The 22,185-nt window shown below is 69.1% G+C and carries 17 protein-coding genes; 5 read left to right on the forward strand and 12 right to left on the reverse strand.

Features of this window, described 5'->3' with window-relative positions; genetic code table 11:
• Positions 1-541: 541 nt before the first annotated feature.
• The 8 genes from manB to Amac_RS50500 form a co-directional block, all read right to left on the reverse strand.
• Positions 542-1,639, reverse strand: coding sequence for a mannose-1-phosphate guanylyltransferase (gene manB / locus Amac_RS50465; RefSeq protein ID WP_155361558.1), 1,098 nt, complete (start codon positions 1,637-1,639; stop codon positions 542-544).
• 15 nt (positions 1,640-1,654) lie between these two features.
• Positions 1,655-2,794, reverse strand: coding sequence for a glycosyltransferase family 4 protein (locus Amac_RS50470; protein WP_155361559.1), 1,140 nt, complete (start codon positions 2,792-2,794; stop codon positions 1,655-1,657).
• A 221-nt stretch (positions 2,795-3,015) separates the two neighbouring features.
• Entirely contained in the window at positions 3,016-3,945 is a 930-nt protein-coding gene (locus Amac_RS50475; protein ID WP_155361560.1) for a lysylphosphatidylglycerol synthase domain-containing protein, read from the reverse strand.
• Entirely contained in the window at positions 3,942-4,784 is an 843-nt protein-coding gene (locus Amac_RS50480; protein ID WP_246269223.1) for a class I SAM-dependent methyltransferase, read from the reverse strand. Before Amac_RS50480 ends, Amac_RS50475 begins: the two co-directional genes overlap by 4 nt.
• 140 nt (positions 4,785-4,924) lie before the next feature.
• Positions 4,925-6,001 (reverse strand): glycosyltransferase family 4 protein, encoded by a 1,077-nt coding sequence (locus Amac_RS50485; RefSeq protein ID WP_155361561.1) that lies wholly within the window; start codon positions 5,999-6,001, stop codon positions 4,925-4,927.
• Positions 5,998-6,891, reverse strand: a complete 894-nt coding sequence (locus Amac_RS50490) for a glycosyltransferase family 2 protein (protein WP_155361562.1) — start codon at positions 6,889-6,891, stop codon at positions 5,998-6,000. Before Amac_RS50490 ends, Amac_RS50485 begins: the two co-directional genes overlap by 4 nt.
• A 72-nt stretch (positions 6,892-6,963) precedes the next feature.
• Positions 6,964-7,821 carry a hypothetical protein gene (locus tag Amac_RS50495; RefSeq protein ID WP_155361563.1) on the reverse strand — a complete coding sequence of 286 codons (858 nt, stop codon included), beginning with the start codon at positions 7,819-7,821 and terminating at the stop codon, positions 6,964-6,966.
• Between the two features lie 31 nt (positions 7,822-7,852).
• Positions 7,853-9,910, reverse strand: a complete 2,058-nt coding sequence (locus tag Amac_RS50500) for a hypothetical protein (protein ID WP_155361564.1) — start codon at positions 9,908-9,910, stop codon at positions 7,853-7,855.
• Positions 9,911-10,452: 542 nt separating this feature from the next.
• Between Amac_RS50500 and Amac_RS50505 the strand changes: the two genes are divergently transcribed.
• From Amac_RS50505 to Amac_RS50525, 5 genes are all read left to right on the forward strand, one after another.
• A complete protein-coding gene (locus tag Amac_RS50505; RefSeq protein WP_155361565.1) occupies positions 10,453-11,862 on the forward strand; it encodes a glycosyltransferase family protein in 1,410 nt (469 codons plus the stop codon).
• A 268-nt stretch (positions 11,863-12,130) separates the two neighbouring features.
• The gene (locus Amac_RS50510; RefSeq protein WP_155361566.1) at positions 12,131-14,239 is read left to right on the forward strand and encodes an LCP family protein; all 2,109 of its coding nucleotides are present in this window, start codon (positions 12,131-12,133) and stop codon (positions 14,237-14,239) included.
• A gap of 244 nt (positions 14,240-14,483) precedes the next feature.
• A complete protein-coding gene (locus Amac_RS50515) occupies positions 14,484-16,595 on the forward strand; it encodes an acyltransferase family protein (protein ID WP_155361567.1) in 2,112 nt (703 codons plus the stop codon).
• A 60-nt stretch (positions 16,596-16,655) separates the two neighbouring features.
• Entirely contained in the window at positions 16,656-17,741 is a 1,086-nt protein-coding gene (locus Amac_RS50520; RefSeq protein ID WP_155361568.1) for a glycosyltransferase family 4 protein, read from the forward strand.
• 41 nt (positions 17,742-17,782) lie between these two features.
• A complete protein-coding gene (locus Amac_RS50525; RefSeq protein WP_155361569.1) occupies positions 17,783-18,511 on the forward strand; it encodes an acetoacetate decarboxylase family protein in 729 nt (242 codons plus the stop codon).
• Here the strand turns inward: Amac_RS50525 and Amac_RS50530 are convergent.
• The 4 genes from Amac_RS50530 to Amac_RS50545 form a co-directional block, all read right to left on the reverse strand.
• Positions 18,508-19,389 carry a glycosyltransferase family 2 protein gene (locus tag Amac_RS50530; protein WP_155361570.1) on the reverse strand — a complete coding sequence of 294 codons (882 nt, stop codon included), beginning with the start codon at positions 19,387-19,389 and terminating at the stop codon, positions 18,508-18,510. The two genes, Amac_RS50525 and Amac_RS50530, sit on opposite strands and share 4 nt — an antisense overlap.
• A 159-nt stretch (positions 19,390-19,548) precedes the next feature.
• On the reverse strand, positions 19,549-20,307 hold the full coding sequence (locus Amac_RS50535) for a CDP-alcohol phosphatidyltransferase family protein (RefSeq protein ID WP_155361571.1): 759 nt from the start codon (positions 20,305-20,307) through the stop codon (positions 19,549-19,551).
• Positions 20,285-21,325 (reverse strand): iron-containing alcohol dehydrogenase family protein, encoded by a 1,041-nt coding sequence (locus tag Amac_RS50540; RefSeq protein ID WP_155361580.1) that lies wholly within the window; start codon positions 21,323-21,325, stop codon positions 20,285-20,287. The genes Amac_RS50535 and Amac_RS50540 overlap by 23 nt, the downstream gene beginning before the upstream one ends.
• A 27-nt stretch (positions 21,326-21,352) precedes the next feature.
• Complete coding sequence (locus Amac_RS50545) at positions 21,353-22,087, reverse strand: phosphocholine cytidylyltransferase family protein (RefSeq protein WP_155361572.1); 735 nt, start codon at positions 22,085-22,087, stop codon at positions 21,353-21,355.
• Between the last annotated feature and the right edge of the window lie 98 nt (positions 22,088-22,185).

Consider the following 22,185-nt stretch of genomic DNA (forward strand, 5'->3'; position numbering starts at 1 on the left):
GCCCCCAACAACTCCGGAAGCGTCTCCACCAACCACTCCGCCCCCGCCCCCCAGGCAGCCGCATCCACCTGCCCCCCGCGATAAGCCACCCGCAGCGTTCCTGGCCCTACCGGGGTCCGACAAGCCCGCCAGGTAGCCCCATCCGCCGTGCGACGCCACGCCGGGTCCCCGCCCCCATGAGGATGAGGCGACAGCGTCAGCCCCAGGTCAAGCGCCCCCTGTGGCCGCCAGACCCGCTCAACAAAGGACGATTCGGGCACGGTTGATTCAAGCACGCTCAGCTAGGTGGCGGGAGCGGGTCGCCGAGTTACTCGCCGTTATCCGGCGCCGTTTGCGTAAGCGATCAGTTCTCACCGTACCGGCGCCAAGGGGGCCCAGCGGCGGGGGACCAGGGTTCCCATAAAAGATCGTCACGCGTCGCAGCCCCCCGGACCGCAGATCGTCACGCCTCGCAGCTCAAGCCGATCGCAGACCGTCATGCGTCGCTGCTGAAGCCGATCACAGACCGTCATGCATCGCTGCTGAAGCCGATCACAGACCGTCATGCGTCGCTGCTGAAGCGGATCGCAGCCTCGGGGAGGACGACGCCGGGCCAGATTCGGGCGCCTGAGGTGAGTTCGTTGTTGGGGCCGATGATGGCGGTGGCGCCGATGACGGTGTCGCGGAGGATGGTGCCCTGGGCGATGGAGGCGCGGGGGCCGATGACGGAGTTCATGATGGTGACGCCGGGGGCGATGGTGGCCTCGTCGGCGATGATGCTGGCGCGGATCAGGGCGCCGGCGCCGATGGTGGCGCCGGAGCCGATCACGGAGCCGCCGGTGACCTTGGCCTCGGGGGAGACGGTGGCGCCGGGGAGGAGGAGGGATTCGCCGGGCGAGCCGGGGAGGGCGGGTGACGCGAGGATGCCGCGGACCAGGTCGCAGGAGCCCTGCACGTAGGCGGCGGGAGTGCCCACGTCGAGCCAGTAGGTGGAGTCGGCGAAGCCGAGGACGCGGTCGCCCGAGTCGATGAGGGTGGGGAAGGTCTCGCGTTCCACCGAGACGACCTTGTCCGGAGGGATGGAGTCGAGCACCGAGCGGCGGAACACGTAGCAGCCCGCGTTGATGCGGTTGGTAACCGGATTCGGGGTCTTCTCCAGGAACGCCAGGACGCGGCCGTCCTCGTCGGTGGGCACGCAGCCGAACGCGGACGCGTCCTCCACCTCGGTCAGGTGCAGGGTGAGGGCGGCGTCCCCGGACAGGTGCATGTTCACCTGGGCGGTGATGTCGTGCCCGGACAGGATGTCGCCGTTGAGCACGAGCACCGGCGCGTCCGGCGGGCAGGTCAGCGCGCGCGCCGCGTTCCGGATGGCTCCCCCGGTCCCGAGCGGCGTGTCCTCGGTGACGTACTCGATTTCCAGGCCGAAGGCCGAGCCGTCACCGAACGCGTCCGCGAACATTGACGCCTTGTACGAGGTGGCGAACACGATCCGCCGCACGCCGAACGCCGAGGCCCGGGCCAGCTGGTGGGCGAGGAACGGCACGCCCGCCGTGGGCAGCAGCGGCTTCGGCGTGAACAGCGTCAGTGGCCGCAGCCGGGTGCCCTGCCCGCCGACGAGGAGGATCGCCTGAAGAGGCGCGAGCAAAGAACTGTCCGTCACACGGGTGAGGTTAGCTCAACGCTCCAGTGCCCGGTGGTATGACACCAGATGAGCCTCCGCCGACGCCGCCCAGGTGAACTCTCGCGACCGGGCGGCGCCCGCCTCGCCGAGAGCGGCTCTGCGCTCGGGCGAGTCGAGCAGGGTGCGCAGCGCGGCGCCGATGCTGGCCGCGTCCGGCTCGGTGTAGGCGACGGCGTCCCCGCCGACCTCGGGCAGCGAGGTCCGCCGCGTGGTCAGCACGGCCGCGCCACAGGCCATCGCCTCCAGCACCGGCATGCCGAACCCCTCCACCCGCGACGGGAAAGCCGCCACCAGCGCGCCGCCGTAGAACCCGGCGAGATCGGAGAACGGCAGGTAGCCGGTCCGCACCACCCGGACCCCGGCCGGCAGTTCACGCACCGCCTCGTCCACTTCGGCGTCGCCCCCCGACGCTTCGATCAGCCCCCCGGCCAGCACCAGCGCGGGCGGCTCCGCCAGATCCTGTACGGCTTGCGCGAACCCCCTGACCAGATTCGGCACGTTCTTCCGCGGCGCCAAAGTCCCCAGCGACGCGACATACGGATACCCGTGTAACCCCAGCCGCTCCGACACCCGCCGCACCTCGGCCTCGCTCGGCCGGTGGAAGAGCGCGGGATCGACCCCGTGATAGGCCACGTCGATGCGGGTCGGATCCGCCCCCAGCACCCGGATCAGCTCGTCCCTGGTCGCCTTCGACGGCACGATCACCCGACTCGCCCCACGCACCGCCGTACGGGTCGCGGACCGGAGATAGGACGCCTTCGCGGGGCCCTGGCACTCAGGTTCGGTGAACCAGGTCACGTCATGCACGGTCACCACGGACGGCACCCCGGCCCCGATCGGGATCGAGTACGAGGGCGAGTGGATCACCTGCGTCCCCGCCTGCTGGGCGAGCACCGGCATGCCGGTCTGCTCCCAGACCAGCCGCGCGCCCCGGTTGGTGATGGCGGGCGGCCCCGGCAGGATCTGCGCGGAGGGCGCCATCCGCCGATACCGCTCGGCGTCGGCTCGCTGGCACACCACGGCGAGATCGGCGCCGGCCTGGTGCAGCGCGGCGAGAAGTCCGTCGACGTATCGGATCAGAGCGCCGCGGTCGGCGGGAACGGCCGCCGCGTCGACGAGCACACGGGGTTTCACGAAGGATCGCTCCCCTCACCGCGAGCCGCCCGGACCCTCGAACCGGACGCGAGCGCGTTTGTCGCAATTGCGGTGGGAGATCCCCGCGACAGCCGGGTGGGACCGCCTTGTGGGCGCCGCCCGATCCCCCTTCGCCCTTCCGGCTTCAACTCTATGGCCCGGTTACTCGATACGTGAGCGAAATCACATGGCCAGATACCGCCCGGATACGGATTCCGTGGCTATTCCACGGATTTATCGGCGTTTGCGCTGATCGGGCGGCGATTTCGGGCGGCCCATCCGGCGGTGGCGGCGCACACCAGATCTCCCAGAGAGATGATCACTCGGGAAACCAGGGCGGCGGCGATGGCCGAGCCCCGGTCGAGCACGGGAGCGAGCGCGGCGATCATGGCGAGCTCCCGTACGCCCGCGCCCGCCGGGGCGATGACGAACAGGAAGCCGAGGCTCCAGGCCAGAGCGAACGCGCCGAGGCTCAGGATCGCGGCGCGTGGTCCGGTGGCGCCCAGGCCGTACCCGATCAGGGCCAGGTGCACGCCGTACGCGGCCCAGCCGGCGAAGGCCCAGCCGGCCGAGGTGAGCACGCCGCGGCGGCTGAGCGGGCGTTCCATGGGCGGTCTGCGGAGCAGCCGCAGGCCGAGGCCGAGCGCGCCGTTCACCACCGCCGGGTGGAGCCCGGCGATGAGCAGGGGGAGCAGGAGGAGCAGCCAGGCGTACTCGGCGACGGATTCGCCCGCGAACGCGGGCAGGGTGGCGGCGGCCACGAAGAGCCCGCTCGCCAGATAGATCGGATATGTCAGGAAGAAGGCGGCGGCGCTGCGCTCGCGGGGGACGCCGTGGTCGCGGCCCATCTCCATCTGCGCGAGCATCGGCCAGAGTGATCCGGGGATGTACTTGCCGAGTTGTCCGACAAAGAGGATCTTCGCCGCGTCGGTGATCCGGAGCGGCGAGCCCAGGTCGGCCAGGAGTGCACGCCACATCAGCATGCCCGCGAACAGCGCCGCGAGAACGGCGACGAACGACGCCGCCAGCAGGCCCCAGGACAGGCGCGCCAGCCCGGCGGCCACCTGATCCCATTGCGAGGCGACGGCCCAGCTGCCGAACCCGAGCGCGACCAGCAGGAATCCGACCCGAACCAGGCTGCGGACGTTCACCGGGGACGAACCGGCTCCGGTGGCTGCGGCAGCGCGGGACCGAGCGGTCGCCGCGCCGTCTTGGTGGCCACCCACAGGTACGTCGGGACAATCGGGAGAAGCCCCGCCAGAACCGGGCGCGGCGTCTTCTCCAGCGTGGCTTTGGCGACCCGCCCGACCGTCCCCGGGAACAACTCACCCCCGGCGAACCGCTCCGGCGAAGCCAACACCGGGAAGGTGTAATCCCAGATGTGGAAATCTCGCAACATGCGCCGTAGCCCGCCCCGGGTCCGGAACCGCTCGTAGTAGTGGTCGGCCCGGCCGAAAGCCCGCACATACCGATCGGCTGGCCCGGGCGGCAGGTACGACAGGAACGGCAGCTTGTAGTGCGGCTCCATGATCCCCAGCCGGTTGCCCAGCCCCAGATAGAGCACGCCGTCATCGGCCAGCACCCGGTGCATGTCCCGGATCACCGCATCAGGATCCACGACATGTTCGTAAATATGGTTGAAAACCAGCACGTCCACGGACCCGTCCGGGAACGGCAGCGCGCCCCCGTCCGCGCACACGAACGAGACCCGCTTCCCGAACCGCTCGGACGCCTTGCGCAGCCCCGGCACGTCGATGTCGATCCCGAACGTGCGCCGCGCACCCGCCTCGGCCAGCTCATCGGCGATGAACCCGGCGGAACACCCGACATCGGCCACAGTCAGTCCATCGAGCGGCTCAGCACCCGGCCGCCCGAGAAAATGCCCGAGCACCGCGATGATCTTGGCGGCCTTCCGCCGCCGCTTCGCCTCGTCCAGCATCGCCGACTGGAACTCGGAGTACTCCAGCTGCGCGGCGCGTTCCCTGCCCACGGGCCCCCACTCCTCATCGACTGCGGACCAACAGTACCGGCGACCCGGCGTCGGTTAACGAGAAAACCGTCCCATAGACAGCCGCATGACCGCCGACCAGGCGACTCACCGCTGCGGCTGTCCAGATCACGCCTTTCTCATTAATACTTGGCGAGAAGCGCGGACAGGTACCCCGCCCAGTAAGGCTCGGGATCGACGGCCTTGACCCCGGCACGCAGCCGCTCCAGCGTGCCCGGCGCGTAGAAACGCCCGAGCGCGTCCGCCAGCGCGTCCACCGATCCCGGCTCGACCAGCAGCCCGTCCACGTCATCGGTCACATTGTCGGGAAGCGCCCCTACCCGGGTGGCGATGACCGGAACACCGTGCTCATGCCCGAGCCACACGTTCTGCGACGCCGTGGCCGACCGGTAGGGCAACACCAGCGCGTCCACCCGGCCGAACAACCCCGGCACATCCGCCTCGGCCACGTACCCCGGCCGCAGCTCGACCCGGTCCGCCAGCCCCAGCTCGCCAACCAGCGCGCGGGTCGTTTCCTCCCCGCCCCAGAACTCCCCCGCCACCGTGAGCGCGACGCCCGGCGTCCTGGCCAGCGCTTGGAGCAGCAGATCCAGCCCCTTGTACGGCCTGACGATCCCGAAGAACAAAACCCGCCGGAAAGGCTCGATAATGGCGGCTTTCGCCGAAGTCCCCGCGGGCAGATGCGGTGCCATCACGGCCACCCGCACGGGTTTGCCGGTCAGCCCGCGCGCCAGCTCCGCCTGCTGCTCGGAGTGCGTGAGCACCGAGTCGACCCGGCGGAGCAAGTTTCTGACCAAGGGGCGGTCGTAGGGCTTGCCCTCGTGGGGGAGCACGTTGTGGCAGAGGGCGACGACCCGGGTGTGGCGGCGCAAACCGTACAGGATGCCGAGATAGGGCGGCACCTGTACCGGGCTGAGCAGCACGAGGATGACCAGGTCGGCGTCGCGGAGCAAGCGACCCCTACGGATCCAGCCGTCCGGGCGGCGCCAGTCCAGGACGCGGTTGGTGTTCGGGAACGGGTCGCCCTCGGGCACGTCGATCGTCTGCTGCCCGGGATACAGGAAGGACGGATACTGCGCCTTCCAGGACTCCAGGACCACGTCGTGCCCGGCCGCGCGGAGGCGTCGCGCCAGCTCGGTAGTGTGCTGAGCCCCGCCCCCTTTGTACGGATACGTGGGCCCGACGATCGCGATCCTCATTCGCCCCTGGACCTCACGATGAGGTCCGCCAGCAGCGCCACCGACCCGATGAGCATGCCGGACAGGAAGATCACGATCGTGTTGCTGGTCAGGTAGAAGCCGTAGCGGACCACGTCGTACACGCCCTTGACCCCGCCGATCCCGACCAGCCAGAGCGCGGGCGGCATGAGCACCTTGAGCGGATTGAAGTACATGATCATCCGCAGCACCTGCAGGATGTAGCGGTAGGCGTCGGAGAAGAAGCTGAACTTCGACTTCCCGGCCCGCTTCGCGTAGTCGATCGGCAGGTAGTACACATCGTGCTGGTTCGACAGGAACGCCAGCGTGATCGTGGTCACGCACGAGAACCCCGGCGGCAGCAGCCGCAGGTACGGCCTGGCGACCGACTTCCGGAATGCCCGCAACCCCGAGTTGAGGTCGGGGATCTTCTGCCCGGCCAGCCGCTCGGCCACCTTCCTGATGACCCACTTGGCGGGCACCCGCAGCAGCTTGTGCGACCCCTCCTCCGAGGTCCGCGCCCCGACGACCTGGTCCACCGTCTGATCCTTCTCCAGGATCTGGACCAGCTCGGGAATGCGCTCGTTCGGGTAGGTCATGTCCGCGTCGGTCCACACGACGATCTCGCCGCGCGCCTCCTGCGACCCGATCCGCCGGACCGTGCCGGAGCCGCCGTTGCGGTGGAACGCCTTGATCCGCATGTGCGGGAACCGGGGGGCCGCCTCGTGCAGGCGCGCCAGCGTCTCGTCCTTCGAGCAGTCGTCCACGGCGAGCAGCTCGTAGCTGTATCCGCTCGCGTCCATGGCCGCGCAGATGCGCTCGACCTCGTCGATGACATGATCCTGCTCGTTGTAACAGGGCAGGACGATCGTCACGTAGGGGGTGGCTTCCACAGCGCTTCCACTCTCAGGGGACAGGCTCACGTCGGTCGAGGGTACTCTGCCCGGCCGCTTCGCGATCCCACATCAGTTCCGAGGAAGCATGGGATCCACCGTGGTAGCACGACGAATGCCCGGCATCGTGCCCAGTAGGCGAATGGTCTCGAAGGCCGATCCCCACTCTTTGAGTTTGACGTAGAACGACTCCCCGTAGGGCGCACGTGCCGTGTAGAGCGGCTCGGCGTCGGCGAAATTCGTCTCGTAGGTCCTCCGCAGGTGGGCCAGGTCCTCGAAGTAGACGGCCTCGATGTTGGGGAGGGCGTGGACGCGGGCGAGGATCGCCTCCTTCTCCGCGTCGGTCGCCGGTCCGCGCCCGGCACAGCCGAGCGTGCCGCAGAGCCCGACCTGCACATCGGCGTTGTACTCCCAGAAGTTCACCGGCAGCGGATCCACCCAGTCGACGCCGGCCATCTCGCGGTAAAGAGTCATGATCGGCTGCAGGTCGGCCGGGTTCCGGACCGAGCCCACGAAGAAATTCACGTCCGTTCGAGGGAGGCGGCCGGAGGGTGCGTCGTCGAAGAGATATTCGTTGGTTCGCCGGTGGTATCGCTCGAGCGAATCGTAGGGCCGGAGTGCCGTGGTCCGCGGATCGCGTACGAGCATGATCGCCATCAGATCGGCTTTGGTCGCGTTCTTGCCGGCGCATCGGGGCGTCCGGACCTTATTCGCACACACCTGGATGTAGAAGCGGTTCTGCGTCGGCCAGGATTCGGGCGGCGGCAAGGACTTGAGCACGGCCTGGCGCGTCGTCGGCGGCGGCTCGGCGCGCTGGAAGAACCAGCCTGCCGTGACGATGGCACCGATGGCGACTACCGCGATCAACGCTGGCAGGTGCCGCCTGAACCAGGCTTCCGGTTCGCCCAGGGACAAGTCCTCCGCGTCCATGGTCGAACTATCGTGATCAGCTTGAAGCCGGTCAAACCGGAATTGACATCCAGACGTTCACGTTGAGGGTCCAGGTGCCGTCAGGGGGGCTGGTGAGGGAGCGTTCGTCCTGGCGGGTGCGCAAGGTCAGCACGTGAGCGGGTGGACCGTAAGGCGTTAGTTGGGAAGGTTCCGCCGCCAGGAGGACCGGGGTACGGCCGGTCGCGCGGATGGCGGCGATCAGGCGGTGGACGTCGGTTTCGGCGGGGATGTCACCCAGGATCTCGGCGGGGATGCCGGTCAGTGTTCGAACTCGGGCTGCCGGGTGGCCGCATTGGCCGCGGATCAGTTGGGTGAAGCGGTCGCCGGTGACGCGTTCCACGATCAGGACCGCGGAGTTGGCGGGGATGGCCTGGCAGAGGCCCGCGACGGCGGTGGATTCGCCGCGTTCGATCGGGGTGAAGGCGGTGCCGAACGAGGTGATGGCGGCAGGGGCCAGGATCAGGGCCATTCCGGCGCCGAGAAGAAGGCGGGAGAGGCGGGAGCCGTACCCGTAGCCGGAGCGGCGGGCGCGGTCGCGGAGCCAGCGCAGGCCCCAGACGGCGAGCAGGATCAGGCCGGGGAGCACGATCGGCACCAGGCGGCGGGACGCGAATGGATGGTCGGGGGTGATCCCGGGGCGGTAGAGCGTGGTCACCGCCGTCCAGCCGATGATCGCCAGTGGCAGCAGCCAGACGAAGCCGCCCCCTCGGGCCAGTCGCCGGACATGTACGGCAGCCGCCAGCGTCGCCAGCACGACCACGGGCACCCCGACATACCAGATCACCCAATAGAGGGATTCCTCGTAATACAGCCGGGTGCGGTCGATGGGCAGGCCGTTGGCGGCTTGGGTGGCCTCGATGAACCTGGCGGTGAGCTCGTCCTCGGGAGTGGTCGGGTCGCGCCGCACGGTCTGCACCCAGGGCCGGATCGCCAACGCGAACACGATCAGCCCGACCAGCGCGGCCGCGATCTCGGGCAAGCGCTTGACCGGCCGCCAGCGGATCCGGGGAGCGACGGCGGCTCCGGCCACGGTCAGCACAACGACGACCGCGCAGATCGCCAGCAGCGGCACCAACGAGTCGGACAGGTATTCGAGATACGGACGAGCAAGCACGTATCCCGCGACGAACCCGCAACCACTGCCGATCCCGAGCCCGACCAGCAGCGGGACGCCAAGCCGCCCATCCGGAAATATCCGTTTATCTGAGGCCCGGGAGACCCGATCGAGCGCGATGAGCAGTCCCCCGTAGCCAAGCACCGGCAGCACATCACGAAGTCCATCGATCCGGACCAATAGCGCGAGACCGAACGCCAACCCCGCCAGCAGCGCGCTTCGCATCGCCCCGACCGGCTGATCCTCACGGCTGGCCGGAAGATACCCCACCCCGGTGAGCCCGCTCCGCACCCGGAACCGGGCGTCCAGCATCAGCGCGATCCCGCCGAACAGCAGGATCAGCGACGGAATCTCGCTGAACGTCGTCCGCGACGTGTACAGGATCGGCAGGCACACCGCGAAGGTCAACGCCGCGAGCGGCGCCCACCGCGCCCCCACCAGCCGGGCGACCACCCCCGCGAACACCAGCACCGCGAACGCCCCCAGCACCGGCGGCGCCAGAAACAGCCCGCCGAGCCACTCCCCCACGGCGTGCAGGATCGGCGCACCCGGCATGAACTGCGGCACCACCACACCGTCCTGCGCGAAGAACCCCATGCTGTCGAACCGCAACGCCGGATCAGGCCCCCCGAACGCCGCGACGTCCTCCGGAATCGGCACCCGGCCATGCCCCGCCAGCCAGATCGCATACTGCGCGTAACTCGCCGGATCCCGCCGGACGATCAACTGCTCACTGTGAAAGACCGCGTTGAAGACCCCCGACCCCACCGAGACAGCGAAGATCGCCCCCACCTGCGCCCCCGTGGCCGCCACCGTCTCCGGCAACCACCGCACCCCATACCAGACAACCAACGCCGCGAGCGCGACCCCCACCACCGCCATCGCCCCCGGCGAGAACCACCCCGCCAACACCAGCGGCAACCCCGCCAGCAACCACCCCACCAACACGAACACAGGCACAACCGACCCAACGGCAAGCACCCTGCCCGCCGACGGCCACCACGAACGATCAACCCCGAACCTACGAATAACGCGAGCGTAGCGGCCCCCTCCGACATCCGCAGACGTCCAGCAAGGGTGCGCCGAATGATGCGGGCGGGTGGTGCCTTCTCGACATCCGCCGACCCCCGCCAGGTGCGCCGGATGGCGAGGATGAGCGTGCCCTCTCAACGCTCACAAAGGATGCACGGAACGACGGGGGCGGGTGGCGCCCTCTCGACATCCGCCGACCCCCGCCAGGTGCGCCGGATGGCGAGGATGAGCGTGCCCTCTCAACGCTCACAAAGGATGCACGGAACGACGGGGGCGGGTGGCGCCCTCTCGACATCCGCCGACCCCCGCCAGGTGCGCCGGATGGCGAGGATGAGCGTGCCCTCTCAACGCTCGCAAAGGTGCGCCGGATGACGAGGGAGGCGGTGCCCTCCGCCATTCGCCGACGCCCGCCTGGGAGGCGCCGACCGGTAGCGTGATCGGGCAGTCCATCGAGGGGTGTGAGCGTGGCAACCCAGGCAGAATCCATCACCGGAGTCGAGTTCGCTCATGGCCGGGCGGTTTTGCCGTGGCTAAGGCAGCATCGGTGGTTCGTCGCGGTTGCCGGGGTTGGGGTGGTGCTGCGGCTGGGGGTGATGCTGGGGTATCGGCCTGCGCTGTGGTTTCCGGATTCGTATAGCTATGTTGTGACGGCGATGCGCCCGCGGCCGGATCTGGTGAGGCCGGCGGGGTATTCGATGTTCTTGCGGCTGTTCGAGCCGTTTCACAGTTTTGCGGTGGTGGCGTTCGTCCAGCATGCGCTGGGTGTGGCCACTGCTGTCCTGGTTTATGTGGTGGTGCGGCGATGGAAGCCGTGGGTGGGGGTGCTGGCCGCCGCGCCGGTGCTGCTGGATGCATACCAGATCGAGTTGGAACACCTGCTCGTATCGGACACGCTCTTCATGTTCCTGATCACGCTGGCGGCGTGGCTGGGGATTGGCCCGCTCGGCTGGCGGCGGGCGCTGATCATCGGGGTGGTTCTGGCCGCCGCGACCGTTACTCGCACGATCGGCCTTCCGCTGGTCGTCGTCTTCGGCTTCTTCCTTTTCCGATACGGCGGGCTCAAATCGGTCGCGGTCATGCTTGCCGGTGCTCTCCTGCCGATCGCGGCGTACGCGGGCTGGTTCTACGCCACCTACCACCGCACCGGCCTGGTCGGCTCCAACGGCGTGTTCCTGTATGTCCGGACGATGACGTTCGCGGATTGCGCGGTGATGCGCCCACCACCGGACGTCGCGGTGCTCTGTGACCCGAGGCCGCCAGGCGAACGGCCGCCACCCCAGTTCTACGCCTGGGAGCCGGAGTCACCCCTGGTCAAACTGCCGGGAATCACCTTCTCCCAGGAGAACGACGCCCTCGCCCAGCGGTTCGCCCTGCTGGCGATCAAGAGCCAGCCCGTCGAGTACGCCTCCTCCCTCGTGGCCGAGCTGAGCAGAACCTTCGTCCTCGGCCGCCCGATATATCCGGACCCCGAGGTCTACGCCCACTACGAGTTCCCGGCCCACACGCCACCCCCTCCGCAACGCTACGTCGCCACCGTCGGCGCGGAACTCGCCGAGGAGTACGAGCGAGGCCCCATCGCCACCCAGGTCATCGAGCCCTACGCCGCCTGGATCCGCGCATATCAGGACGTCGCCGCCCTACCGGGCACCCTCGTGCTGATCATCCTGCTGATCCCGCCGATCGCCGCGGCCACCCGATTCCGGCGGCAACCCACCGACAGCCGCTGGGGGCTGCCCTACGCCCTCGCCTGGGCTCTCCTCGTCGTCCCTGTGGCGACGGCGGTCTTCGACTACCGATATGTCCTACCCGCCGTCCCGCTCGCCTGTCTGGCCGCCGCTCTCTCCCTGACCTCACGTCACAAGATCCGAACATAAGCCGATCCATCCCAGCTCACCTGCGAATTTCGTGAACTCCAGGTAAAGCAGACCCCAGTCGCATACCGTGAAATGTCCCTGTTTGAGTATGCTGTGCGGCTAGATCACCCGGGCGAACCTTCGGGTGGGACCCCCGCGAAAACCCGAGATCGCCGCGCCGTGACCCGGTTCGGTGACCTACCCTCAAGAGCGCAATGAGCGAGCGAACCAGCAAACCAAGCCTCCGCTTCGCCCGTGCCCTCGAAGCGACGTCACGCGAGGAGACGGTATGAGCGACCACCGGCACCGCCCCTCGCACGATCCAGACCGGCCGGTCTGGGGGCAGTCGGAGACAGGCCCGCACGCCTACGGCACCGGCGACCAGCCCGTCTACGGCACCCACAGCGAGCCGGTCACCTACGGCCACGGCTCCCGCCGCCGACGCCCCCCGCAGGAACCGCAGTACGACCAGCAGTATGAGCAGCAGTACAACCCCCAGCAGTACGAGCAGCCGCAGGGTTACCAGGCGCAGCAACCGCCGTATCCGCCCGGCCCGTACCAGCAGGATCCTTACCAGCAGGATCCTTACCAGCAGCAGGGATACCCGCCCGAGGCGTATCAGCAGCAGCCGTACGGGCAGCAGGAATACGAGCAGGAGCCCTACGAGGAGCCGGCCCCGCGCGGGCGGCGGCGCTCCGCGGAGCAAGGCCCCGATCCGGACTTCGAGCAGCATCGCTGGGGTGTCGGCGATCGTTTCGACGACGATGACGACGAGGAGCCGCGCCGGCTGCGCTGGGGCAGGCGCAAGAAAGCCGACGACGGCTACGATCCGCTTCCCGCCACCGCGGCAGCGGCGGCCGTGGGCTCCTCGATCGGGAGCCCGCCGGGCCCGCCCCCGAAACCCGCCGCCAAGAAGGGCAAGGGTAAGGGCGGCGGCGGACTGGGCGCGCTCGGCTGGACCAGCGTGGTCCTCATCTCGCTGATGGTGCTGGGGACGTTCACCGCCTACACGCTCTACGCCCGCACCCGCTCCAACATCAACTACGGCAAGTCCACCGACGAGCTGGACAAGAACCGCCCGGAGAACCAGACCGGCGCGATCAACGTGCTCCTGGTCGGCTCCGACACCCGGGCCGGGGACAACGCGAAGTACGGCCAGAAGGCCTCCCGCGAAGACACCACCGAGCGCACCGACACGATCATGCTCCTGCACATCACGCCCAACCGGGACGGGGCCCGCCTGATCAGCTTCCCGCGTGACTCGATGGTGCAGATCCCGGAGTGCAAGGACGCCAAGACCGGTGCGATCAAGCCCAGCCACCTCGCCCAGATCAACGAGGCGTTCAACAACGGCGGGATGATCTGCACCCGGCGCACCATCGAGGCGCTGACCGACATCCCGATCGACCACTACATCAAGGTCGACTTCACCGGCTTCAAGAGCATCGTGGACGCCCTGGACGGCATCGACATCTGCGTGCCGCAGGCCGTGGTCGACCCGAAGGCCAAGCTGAACCTCAAGGCGGGCGAGCAGACCGTGAAGGGCGAGACCGCCCTGGCCTACGTGCGGGCCCGCTACCAGCTCGGCGACGGCAGCGACATCGGCCGGATCAAACGCCAGCAGATCTTCATCACGCAGGTGGTGAAGAAGGCCACCAGCAGCGCCATCCTGACCGACGTGGGCCGGTTGACCGCCTTCATCGACGCGGCCACCAAGTCGGTCCAGATGGACGACCGGCTCAACACCGAACGGCTGCTCGAGATCGCGGCAAGCGCCCGCAAACTGACCGCCAAGGGCTTCAAGGCGACCACGGTGCCGTGGGAGGCGTACCCGGGGGACACCAACCGGGTGCAGTGGAAGGAGCCGGGCGCGAAGAACCTGTTCTCCTCGATCATCACCGACACCGAGGTCGTGCCGGACAAGCCCGCCGCGTCCGCGAACCCGTCCGCGCCGGTGGACAACACTCCCAAGCCCACCGAGGCAGCCCAGGTGAGGGTGCAGGTCATCAACGGCACCAACACCGCCGGCAAGGCCAAGGAGGTCGCCGACCAGCTGAGCGCGCAGGGGTACAAGGTCACCACCCTGGGCAACGGCGTCGGCGCGGACGGCCTCGACCTGCCGACCACGACGATCAGCTACAAGGGCGCGGGCTGGGAAGGCTCGAAGCTCCTCGCCGGCGTCATGATGCACGAGGTGAAGCCGGACACCAAGCCCATCAAGGGGTCGGCCGTCAACGCGTACACGGCGGCCACGCCGCCGCCGGGGGCGGACAAGAAGGCCATCGGCCCGGTCATCCAGCTGGTGATCGGCAAGGACTTCAAGGGCGTCAAGATCCCGCTCTCGGCGACCGAGGACGCGTCCACGGTCGACGCCGACACCGACATTTGCCAGACCTGATATCAGGGGCCGGAGTGGACCGAATTCCCGCTCCGGCCCGATGTCGCATTGATCACGTTCCCTACCTGAGAGGACATTCGGCGGCGGGGCGCGGTAAAGTAGAGGCTCTTGTGGACGCGTCCCGCTTCCCAGGTTCGCCTGATCCTCTGGGGCGCCTTCGCTAATGTCCGACTAGGGCGTGACTCGGATTGCTCCGGCTCACGGCCGGCCCCCCAGTCTCCGACAGATAGCTGAGCGTTTCCCCGTGAGTGAGCTCCGACACCGTCCCTCGGTTCCGGCTTCGCGACCTGACGTCGACCCTGACGTCGAAGACGCGCCAACGGGCGTGATGGGACGGATCGTCGAGGACGAACCGACCGGCGTGATCACCAGGATCACCGACGACATGTCCGCTCCTCCGGGCGGAGGCGAACCCGAACGGCAATTACCGCCGCCCATGCAGGGCCCCGGCGACCCGCTCCCGGTCCGCCGCCCGCGCAACCGGGGAGCTCATGAGCAGCCCGGCAGCGCGCCCCCGTCGTTCGACTACTTTGGCGGCGGAAGCGGTGCAGGCGGGGGCGGAACGGCCCCCCGGCCGCCTCAGCCGAATGACCCCTACGGCTACAACGACCCCCTAGGCCCGCAAAGCACCCAGGGAATCCAGGACACCCGGGACACCCGGGACACCCGGGACACCCGGGACGTCCACGGCACGCAGGGCATCCACAGCGCCCAGGGCATGCCGGGAACCCAGGGCATGTACGACATCTACGACCCCCAGGGCGTCCGTGGAACCCACGACATCCACGGCGCTCAGAGCGCCCAAGGAACCCACGACATCCACGGCGCTCAGAGCACTCAAGGAACCCACGGCATCCACGGCGCTCAGGGCGCCCAGGGCGCCCAAGGAACCCACGGCATCTCGCAAGCGCCCACGCCGGGTTTCCCCGCCCCCGCGCCGCGCATCCCCCCGGCCGACCCCTACGCGCCCGACCTGAACTATCCCCCCGCCCGCGCCCAGGGCCAACCAGCGGCCCCACCGCAACACCCCGGCCCGCAACACCCCGGCCCGCAACATCCCGGCCCGCAGTGGCCGGAGCACCCCGGCGGCCCGATCAACGCGCCCGACGAGTGGAGCCCGTGGCGCCGCCGCAACCCCTACGACCAGCCCGCCGCCCCCGGCTCCTACGACCCGGCCACGGACTACGCGCGCAACCCCAACGACCCGATCCCGCTGCCCGCCTGGGCCCAGGGCACCCAGCACCAGATCCCCACCCGGGGCACGCCGTGGTCGCAGCCACGCTCTGAGTGGGAGGAGGAGCCGGAGCCGCCCGCACCGCCGAAGAAGCAGCGCGAGCCGTACCTGGACAATGTGAAGTTCCTGCTCATCGCGACGGTGGTGGCTTCGCACTCGCTGCGCGACACGGTGGGGGACGACGCCAACCGGGCCGCGTACATCTTCTTCTTCTCCTTCCACATGCCACTGTTCGTGATGATCAGTGGGTACCTGTCCCGGACCTTCTGGGACTCCCGTGGCAAGGTCAACAAGCTGGTCGACACCATCCTGATCCCGTACGTGATCGTCGAGGTCGGCTACGCCGTGCTCCGCTACGCGCTGGGCCAGAAGTGGAGCCTCACCATCACCGACCCGGCCTGGCTGAACTGGTATCTGGTGGCGCTGCTGCTGTGGCGGCTCACCACGCCGGTGTGGAAGCGCATGCGCTACCCGCTGGTGGTGGCCATCGGGGTCTACCTGTTCTCCGGCTTCTCCCAGCTGGAGCAGGACTTCAGCATGGACCGGTTCTTCGGGCTGATGCCGTTCTTCGTGCTCGGCATGGTCCTCAAGCCCGAGCACTTCGATTTCCTCAAGCGCACCTGGGTCAAGATCCTCAGCGCCATCGTGCTCGCCGTCTGGGTGGGCTTCCTGGCGGTCTACGCGTCCCGCCTCAAACTGAGCGTCTTCTACTTCCGCTTCAGCTACCAGGACCTCAACATGACCTGGTGGTACGGCATGGGCTTCCGCCTGGCCTTCCTGGCCGGCGTGCTGGTGCTGTGCGCTGCCGTGCTGGCGCTGATCCCGCGCAAGGAGACCTGGTTCTCCGACCTGGGCGTCCGCACGCTCTACTGCTACCTGCTGCACGGCATCCCGGTCCTGATCGCCAAGGAGCTGGGCTGGCTCAAGCTGCCCTGGCTGGAAGGCCCGATCGGCACACTGGCGATCATCGCGGGCGCGTTCGTGGTCGCCATCATCCTGTGCCTGCCGGTCACCAGGACGCTCTTCAAGTGGCTGCTCGAACCGCGCTTCACCTGGCTCTATCGCAAACCGACCCCGCAGGTGGCCGTTCCCGACGATCAGAAGCCGGAAGTTCAGCGGTAGTTCGGCCCGGATTAACGTGACGCATCCGGATACGTCGGAACCGGGGGTCAGCCTCGCTCTATGAAGGTATGCGTCGGCACGGTCACCCGCCATCCCGAGGACGCGAGGATCATGCACCGGCAGATCCGCGCGCTGCTCGACGCCGGGCACGAGGTGACCTACGTCGCGCCGTTCACCGACTGCAACGTCACCCCGGCGCCCGAACTGCGGGCGATCGACGTGCCCCGCGCCGTCGGCCTGCACCGCGCCCGCGCCCTCAGATCCGCCCGTACGGCCCTGCGCCGCGGCGCCCGGGACGCCGACCTGCTGCTGGTGCACGACCTCGACCTGCTGCTGGCCCTGCCCCGCCACCGCCCGCCGACGGTGTGGGACGTGCACGAGGACATGGCCGCCCGGATGAACGGCCGGACCATGCCCCGCCTGATCCGGCGGCTCGAGTCCCGCGCGGAGCGGCGGCTGCACCTGATCCTGGCCGAGCCGGCGCCCCGGTTCGGGCGCGAGCACCCGGTGGTGCCCAATCACACGTACGTGCCGGACGAGGTGGCCAAACCGGCGGGCGACAACCGGATCGTCGCTCTCGGCAGGCTGTCGGAGACCCGGGGCGCGGCCGACCTGATCGAGGTGGCCCGGTTGCTCCGCCCGTACGGCATCCGGCTGGACCTGATCGGTCCGGCCGACCCGCACATCCGCCCGCAGCTGCGCGACGCCCAGCGTTCCGGGCTGCTCGACTGGTTCGGGTATGTGCCCAACAAGCACGCGCTCCGGATGACCGAGGGCGCGCTGGCGGGTCTGTCGCTGCTGCACGACGTGCCCGCCCATCGGGAGTCGCTCCCGACGAAGGTCGTCGAATACCTGGCGCGCGGCGTCCCGGTGATCTCCACGCCGCTGCCCCGGGCGGTGGAGACGCTCAACGGCAACGGCGTCCTCGTGCCGTTCGGGGATCCTGAGGCGGCGGCGCAGGCCGTACTCGACTTGAAGGCGGATCCGGCGCGGCGCGCGGCGCTCAGCGTCGCGGGTCACGCCGACGCGCGGGCCCACTACCACTGGCCGGACCGCGCGGCCGAGTTCGTGGGGCACCTGGAGGCCTGGGCGAACGTGCCCAGCACGGTCGCCACCCACAGCGCCCGCCGCGCCGTTCCGGCCTGAGGCCTGTACGGCTCAGGCCAACGATTGGTCTACTGGACGATATGGCAAGCCATCAGATCCAGGGCCGCCGGATCGACCTCCCGGTCGAGATCCGGGACGCGACGGCGTGCACCGCGATGTATCTCGTCCGGGCCGACGCCGCCCGAGCGGTGATCGCGTATTCGGGTCTCGACGTGACCGAGGTGCTGCCCGGCAAGGCGCTGTGCACGCTGATGTTCGCCGAATACCGGGAGTCGGACCTGGACTCCTACCACGAGTTCGGGGTGACCTTCCTGGTGCGCCCGCCGGACGCCGGGCCGCCGCCACGGCGCTCGCTCCGGGCGGGGCTGACCGATCTGCGCACGGCGGGGTCCGGGGTGTTCGTGCACTGGCTGCCGGTCGACCAGGTCTTCACGATGGCGGCGGGGCGGGAGATCTGGGGTTTCCCGAAGGAGCTGGCGGACATCGATCTGCGGCTGTCCTCGCCGTACAAGCGGTGTGTGGTGCGGCGGGACGGGCGGCTCGTGCTGGACATCCTGATCCGGCCGGGGCTGCCGCTGCCGCCGCGGCAGGTGGCGCCGCTGCACGCCTACACCCAGCTGGACGGGGTGACCCGCCGCACGACTTGGACGATGAGACCGAGCGGGGTGCGGGCGCGGCCCGGCGGGGCGCTGATCCGGCTGGGCAACCATCCGATCGCCAAGGAGCTGAGCGAGCTCGGCCTGCCCAAGCACGCGCTGATGACCGCGACCATCGCCCACCTGCGGATGAGCTTCGGGCCCGCCGTCTAGACGATCGGGGGACGGCCGAGGCGGAACATGTGCCAGGCCGTCTTCCAGGTCATCGGGCGGCGCTCGCCCGCGGGTTCGCGCAGGCCCTCGGCGAAGCCGCGGAACCAGGACTTGAGCGCCATCGACGACCGCTCGCGAGCGAGCGTGAGCACCACCCAGTCGAGCAAGTAGAGCACGGCCAGCGGCCATGGCAGGTTGCGGCGGGCCAGCCAGACCCGGTTCCTGGCGTTGAGCCGGTAGAAGTCGGCGTGCCTGCTGGGCAGCACCAGCGGGTGATACATGACGGGTTCGGCGTCGTATTCGATCCGGTAGCCCTCGCCGAGCAGCCGCCAGGCCAGGTCGGTCTCCTCGTGCGCGTAGAAGAACTTCTCCGGCAGGCCGCCGACCTGCAGGTAGGCGGAGCGCCTGATCGCGCAAGCGCCGCCCAGGAACGTGGTCACCGGCGAGGAGCGTTCGGGGTCGCCGGCGCGCAGCCGGGGCACGTGCCGCCGCTGCACCACCTTGCCGTCGGGGTCCATCACCCGGAAGGAGATCACCGCCAGGTCGGGTTCGGCCGCGAACCGGTCCCGGACGTGGGAGGCGACCTTGTCGCTGGCATACCACCCGTCGTCGTCGAGGAAGAGCACGACATCGCCGGAGCACTCCTGCACGCCCCGGTTCCGGCCTTCGGGGATGCCCGCGTTGTGGCTCAGCCGGACCGTCTTGACGGTGGCCGCGGAACCCGGCGGCGGGGTGGCGGACAGCTCGGGCACGTCCGCGCCATTGCCGATGATCACCACTTCGACATCGCCGTCGACCTGCGTGAGCGCGGACTCGACCGCCCGGTTCAACTCGGCGACCCGGTTGCCCATGGTGAGGATGACACACGAAATCTTCATCGCGTCATCGCCCCAACACCGGGCGGGTAACACACGATTCCATGATCACCGAGTCTGTATGGGCGGTCAAATCCGGATCTATACCTATAGCTGCGGAATAAGGGTATCGGAACCGTCGGCGAACACCCACCAAACGGCAAGTGTCCGGTAGAGCTGGTTTCAAGCCAGCCGCCGGGACGCCAGGATGCTGACCAGGTGCAGGATGAGCTGAACGCCCGCGATGATCGCGCAGGCCACCGTGAGGATGCGGGTGGCCGGAAACCACAGGTCCAGCACGGCCGCGACCACCACGATGAGGGACAGCTCCACCGCCTGGATCACCCGGTGGAAGCGCAGCGCCGCCGCCGCCCGCCGGGCCATCCGGATCTTCGCGGACTGGAACTGCGCGGCCGAGGCCTCGGTCGCCGCGACCAGCCCGGACCTGGCCCTGGCCACGTCCACCAGGTCGGTCTCCGACTTGATCAGGATCGCCCCGAGCGCCGCCGCGAAGCCGAGCACGGTATACCAGTCCGGCATCGTCTCCGAGGCCCGGAAGCCGAGCCCGATCAGCAGCGCCGCCTCGGCGAAGTAGTGCCCGACCCGGTCCAGGTAGACCCCGGTGATGGAGGTCCGCCCGGTCCAGCGGGCCAGCTCGCCGTCGGAGCAGTCCAGCAGCAGGTATAGCTGGATCAGCAGCGCCGCCCCGATCGCCGCCGCCAGTCCCGGCAGGGCCAGCACGACCCCGGCCAGCAGACCGGAAAGGATCATGAGCCCGGTCACCTGGTTGGGTGAGATCCGGGTCTTGGCCAGCGCCCACGTCACGTAGATGGACAGCTTGCGCATGTAGAGCAGCCCGGCCCAGTGCTCGCCGTTGCGCCGCTCCATGGTCATCTCGGGCTGCGCCTTCGCGCGCAGTTCAGCCACGGACGGCGTCGACATAACCCTCAACCCGATCGCGAATCTCGGCCTCGGAGAGCCGAAGGTGTTCCAGGATGGTGTAGCGGCCCGGCCGGGTGGCGGGGGCCAGCGTGACGGCCTCGGCGAACTGCGCCGCGGTCAGGCCGATGTCGGCGTGGGTGACGGGCAGCCGGTGCTGCCGCAGGCAGTCGATGACCTGGGTCAGGCGCGCGTCGTCTTCCCTGAGGAAGTAGCAGAACGCGGCGCCGATCCCGGCCAGCTCGCCATGGTTGGACGTCCCGGGGAAAAGCTGATCCACGGCATGCAGGATCTCATGGTCTCCGCCACTCGTCGGACGGCTTGACCCGGCGATGACCATCGACATCCCCGACAGGATCAAAGCTTCGGCCAACATCGTCAGGAAATGGTCGGACTCGATCGACGCCTGCTGGCCCAGCACGGCCTCGGCCGCGGTCCTGGCCATCGACACCGCGACCCCGTCGATGGGCTCGCCGCGCTCGCTGTTGCCGAGCTGCCAGTCCTCGATCGCGGACAGGTTGCTGACCACGTCGCCGACGCCGGAGCGCACCAGCGCGGGGGGCGCGTCGTGCACGAAGTCCAGGTCCACCATGATGGCCAGCGGCATCGGCACCCCGAACGAGCCCTTGCCGCCGTCGTGCGTCAGGGACGCCACCGGGGAGCAGATCCCGTCGTGGGACAGGTTGGTGGCCACCGCCACCATCGGGATCCCGGCCAGCGACGCCGCGTACTTGGTGCAGTCGATGGTCTTGCCGCCGCCGATGCCCACGACCGCCTCGTAGCCGCCCTTGCGCAGGTCCGCGCCGAGCGAGATGGCCGCGTCGACCGAGCCGTCCGGCACCCGCAGCACCCGCGCCTCGCCGAGCGAAGGCGCGATCATCTTGGCGATCCTGTCCCCTTGGCCGGCGCCGACCGCGACCACCACCCGCCCGGACGTCGCCACCCTGCTGTCGGCCAGGAGCGGGCCGAGCTGCGCGATCGCGCCCCTGCGCACCTCCATGTGGAGCGGCGCGGGGAGCATTCTTGCCAGAATCGGCACTTGACCTCCCTAAATGTAGGTGCCAGCGATCGTGCGGGCCTTGGCGAGGTCGTCGTGGTTGTCGACTTCGACCCAGTCGACCTTGCCGATGGGGGCCACGTGGATGCTCTCGCCGCGGGTGACCAGCTCCTGGTAGCCGTCCTCGTAGTAGAGCTGGGGGTCGCGCTCGAAGGTCGCCTGGAGCGCGTCGGCGAGCTTCGCGGCGGCAGCGGGCCTGATCAGGGTGGCGCCGATGTACTCGCCGTACGCGTCGGCCGGGTCCATCAGCTTGGTGATGCGCTTGAGCGCGCCGTCGTTGAGGGTGACCTTCATCTCCTCGTCGGCCAGCGCCTTCACGTCGTCCACGGCGAGCAGGATGTCGCTGGTGTGCGGCGCGTCCAGCAGGGTGCGCTCGACCGAGACCGGATGCACGGTGTCCCCGTTGACCAGCAGCGCGCCCTTGGCGAAGTGCTCCCGCGCGCACCACAACGAGTAGGCGTTGTTCCACTCCTCCGCCTTGTCGTTGTGCACCAGCGTCAGCCGCACCCCGTGCCGCTCCTCAAGCGCCGCCTTCCGCTCGTGTACGGCCTGCGCCTGATACCCCACGATCACCACGACATCCCGCAGCTCCACCGCCGCCAGGTTGCGCAACGCGATGTCGAGGATCGTGGTGTCCCCGTCGACCGGCACGAGCGCTTTGGGCAGCGTGTCGGTGTAGGGCCGCAGGCGTCTTCCGGCCCCGGCGGCCAGCACCATTCCCAGCAACGTGCACTCCTCACGATCTGTTCATCGCACGGTCGCGCGATGGCAAAGTCAATAACCCCACAGGTTAGTTGCCAAAGCGCCCTGATCGTGTATCGGGA

This window comes from Acrocarpospora macrocephala, from assembly GCF_009687865.1.
In the GTDB taxonomy this organism is placed as follows: Bacteria; Actinomycetota; Actinomycetes; order Streptosporangiales; family Streptosporangiaceae; genus Acrocarpospora; species Acrocarpospora macrocephala.

Excerpts from the sequence above, each read along its gene's own strand:
- Amac_RS50520 (WP_155361568.1), top strand. The coding sequence starts at position 16,656 with ATGAAGGTATGCGTCGGCACGGTCACCCGCCATCCCGAGGACGCGAGG.
- Amac_RS50535 (WP_155361571.1), bottom strand. The coding sequence starts at position 20,307 with ATGTCGACGCCGTCCGTGGCTGAACTGCGCGCGAAGGCGCAGCCCGAG.
- Amac_RS50495 (WP_155361563.1), bottom strand. The coding sequence starts at position 7,821 with ATGGACGCGGAGGACTTGTCCCTGGGCGAACCGGAAGCCTGGTTCAGG.
- Amac_RS50530 (WP_155361570.1), bottom strand. The coding sequence starts at position 19,389 with ATGAAGATTTCGTGTGTCATCCTCACCATGGGCAACCGGGTCGCCGAG.
- Amac_RS50540 (WP_155361580.1), bottom strand. The coding sequence starts at position 21,325 with ATGCTCCCCGCGCCGCTCCACATGGAGGTGCGCAGGGGCGCGATCGCG.
- Amac_RS50525 (WP_155361569.1), top strand. The coding sequence starts at position 17,783 with ATGGCAAGCCATCAGATCCAGGGCCGCCGGATCGACCTCCCGGTCGAG.
- Amac_RS50510 (WP_155361566.1), top strand. The coding sequence starts at position 12,131 with ATGAGCGACCACCGGCACCGCCCCTCGCACGATCCAGACCGGCCGGTC.
- Amac_RS50485 (WP_155361561.1), bottom strand. The coding sequence starts at position 6,001 with ATGAGGATCGCGATCGTCGGGCCCACGTATCCGTACAAAGGGGGCGGG.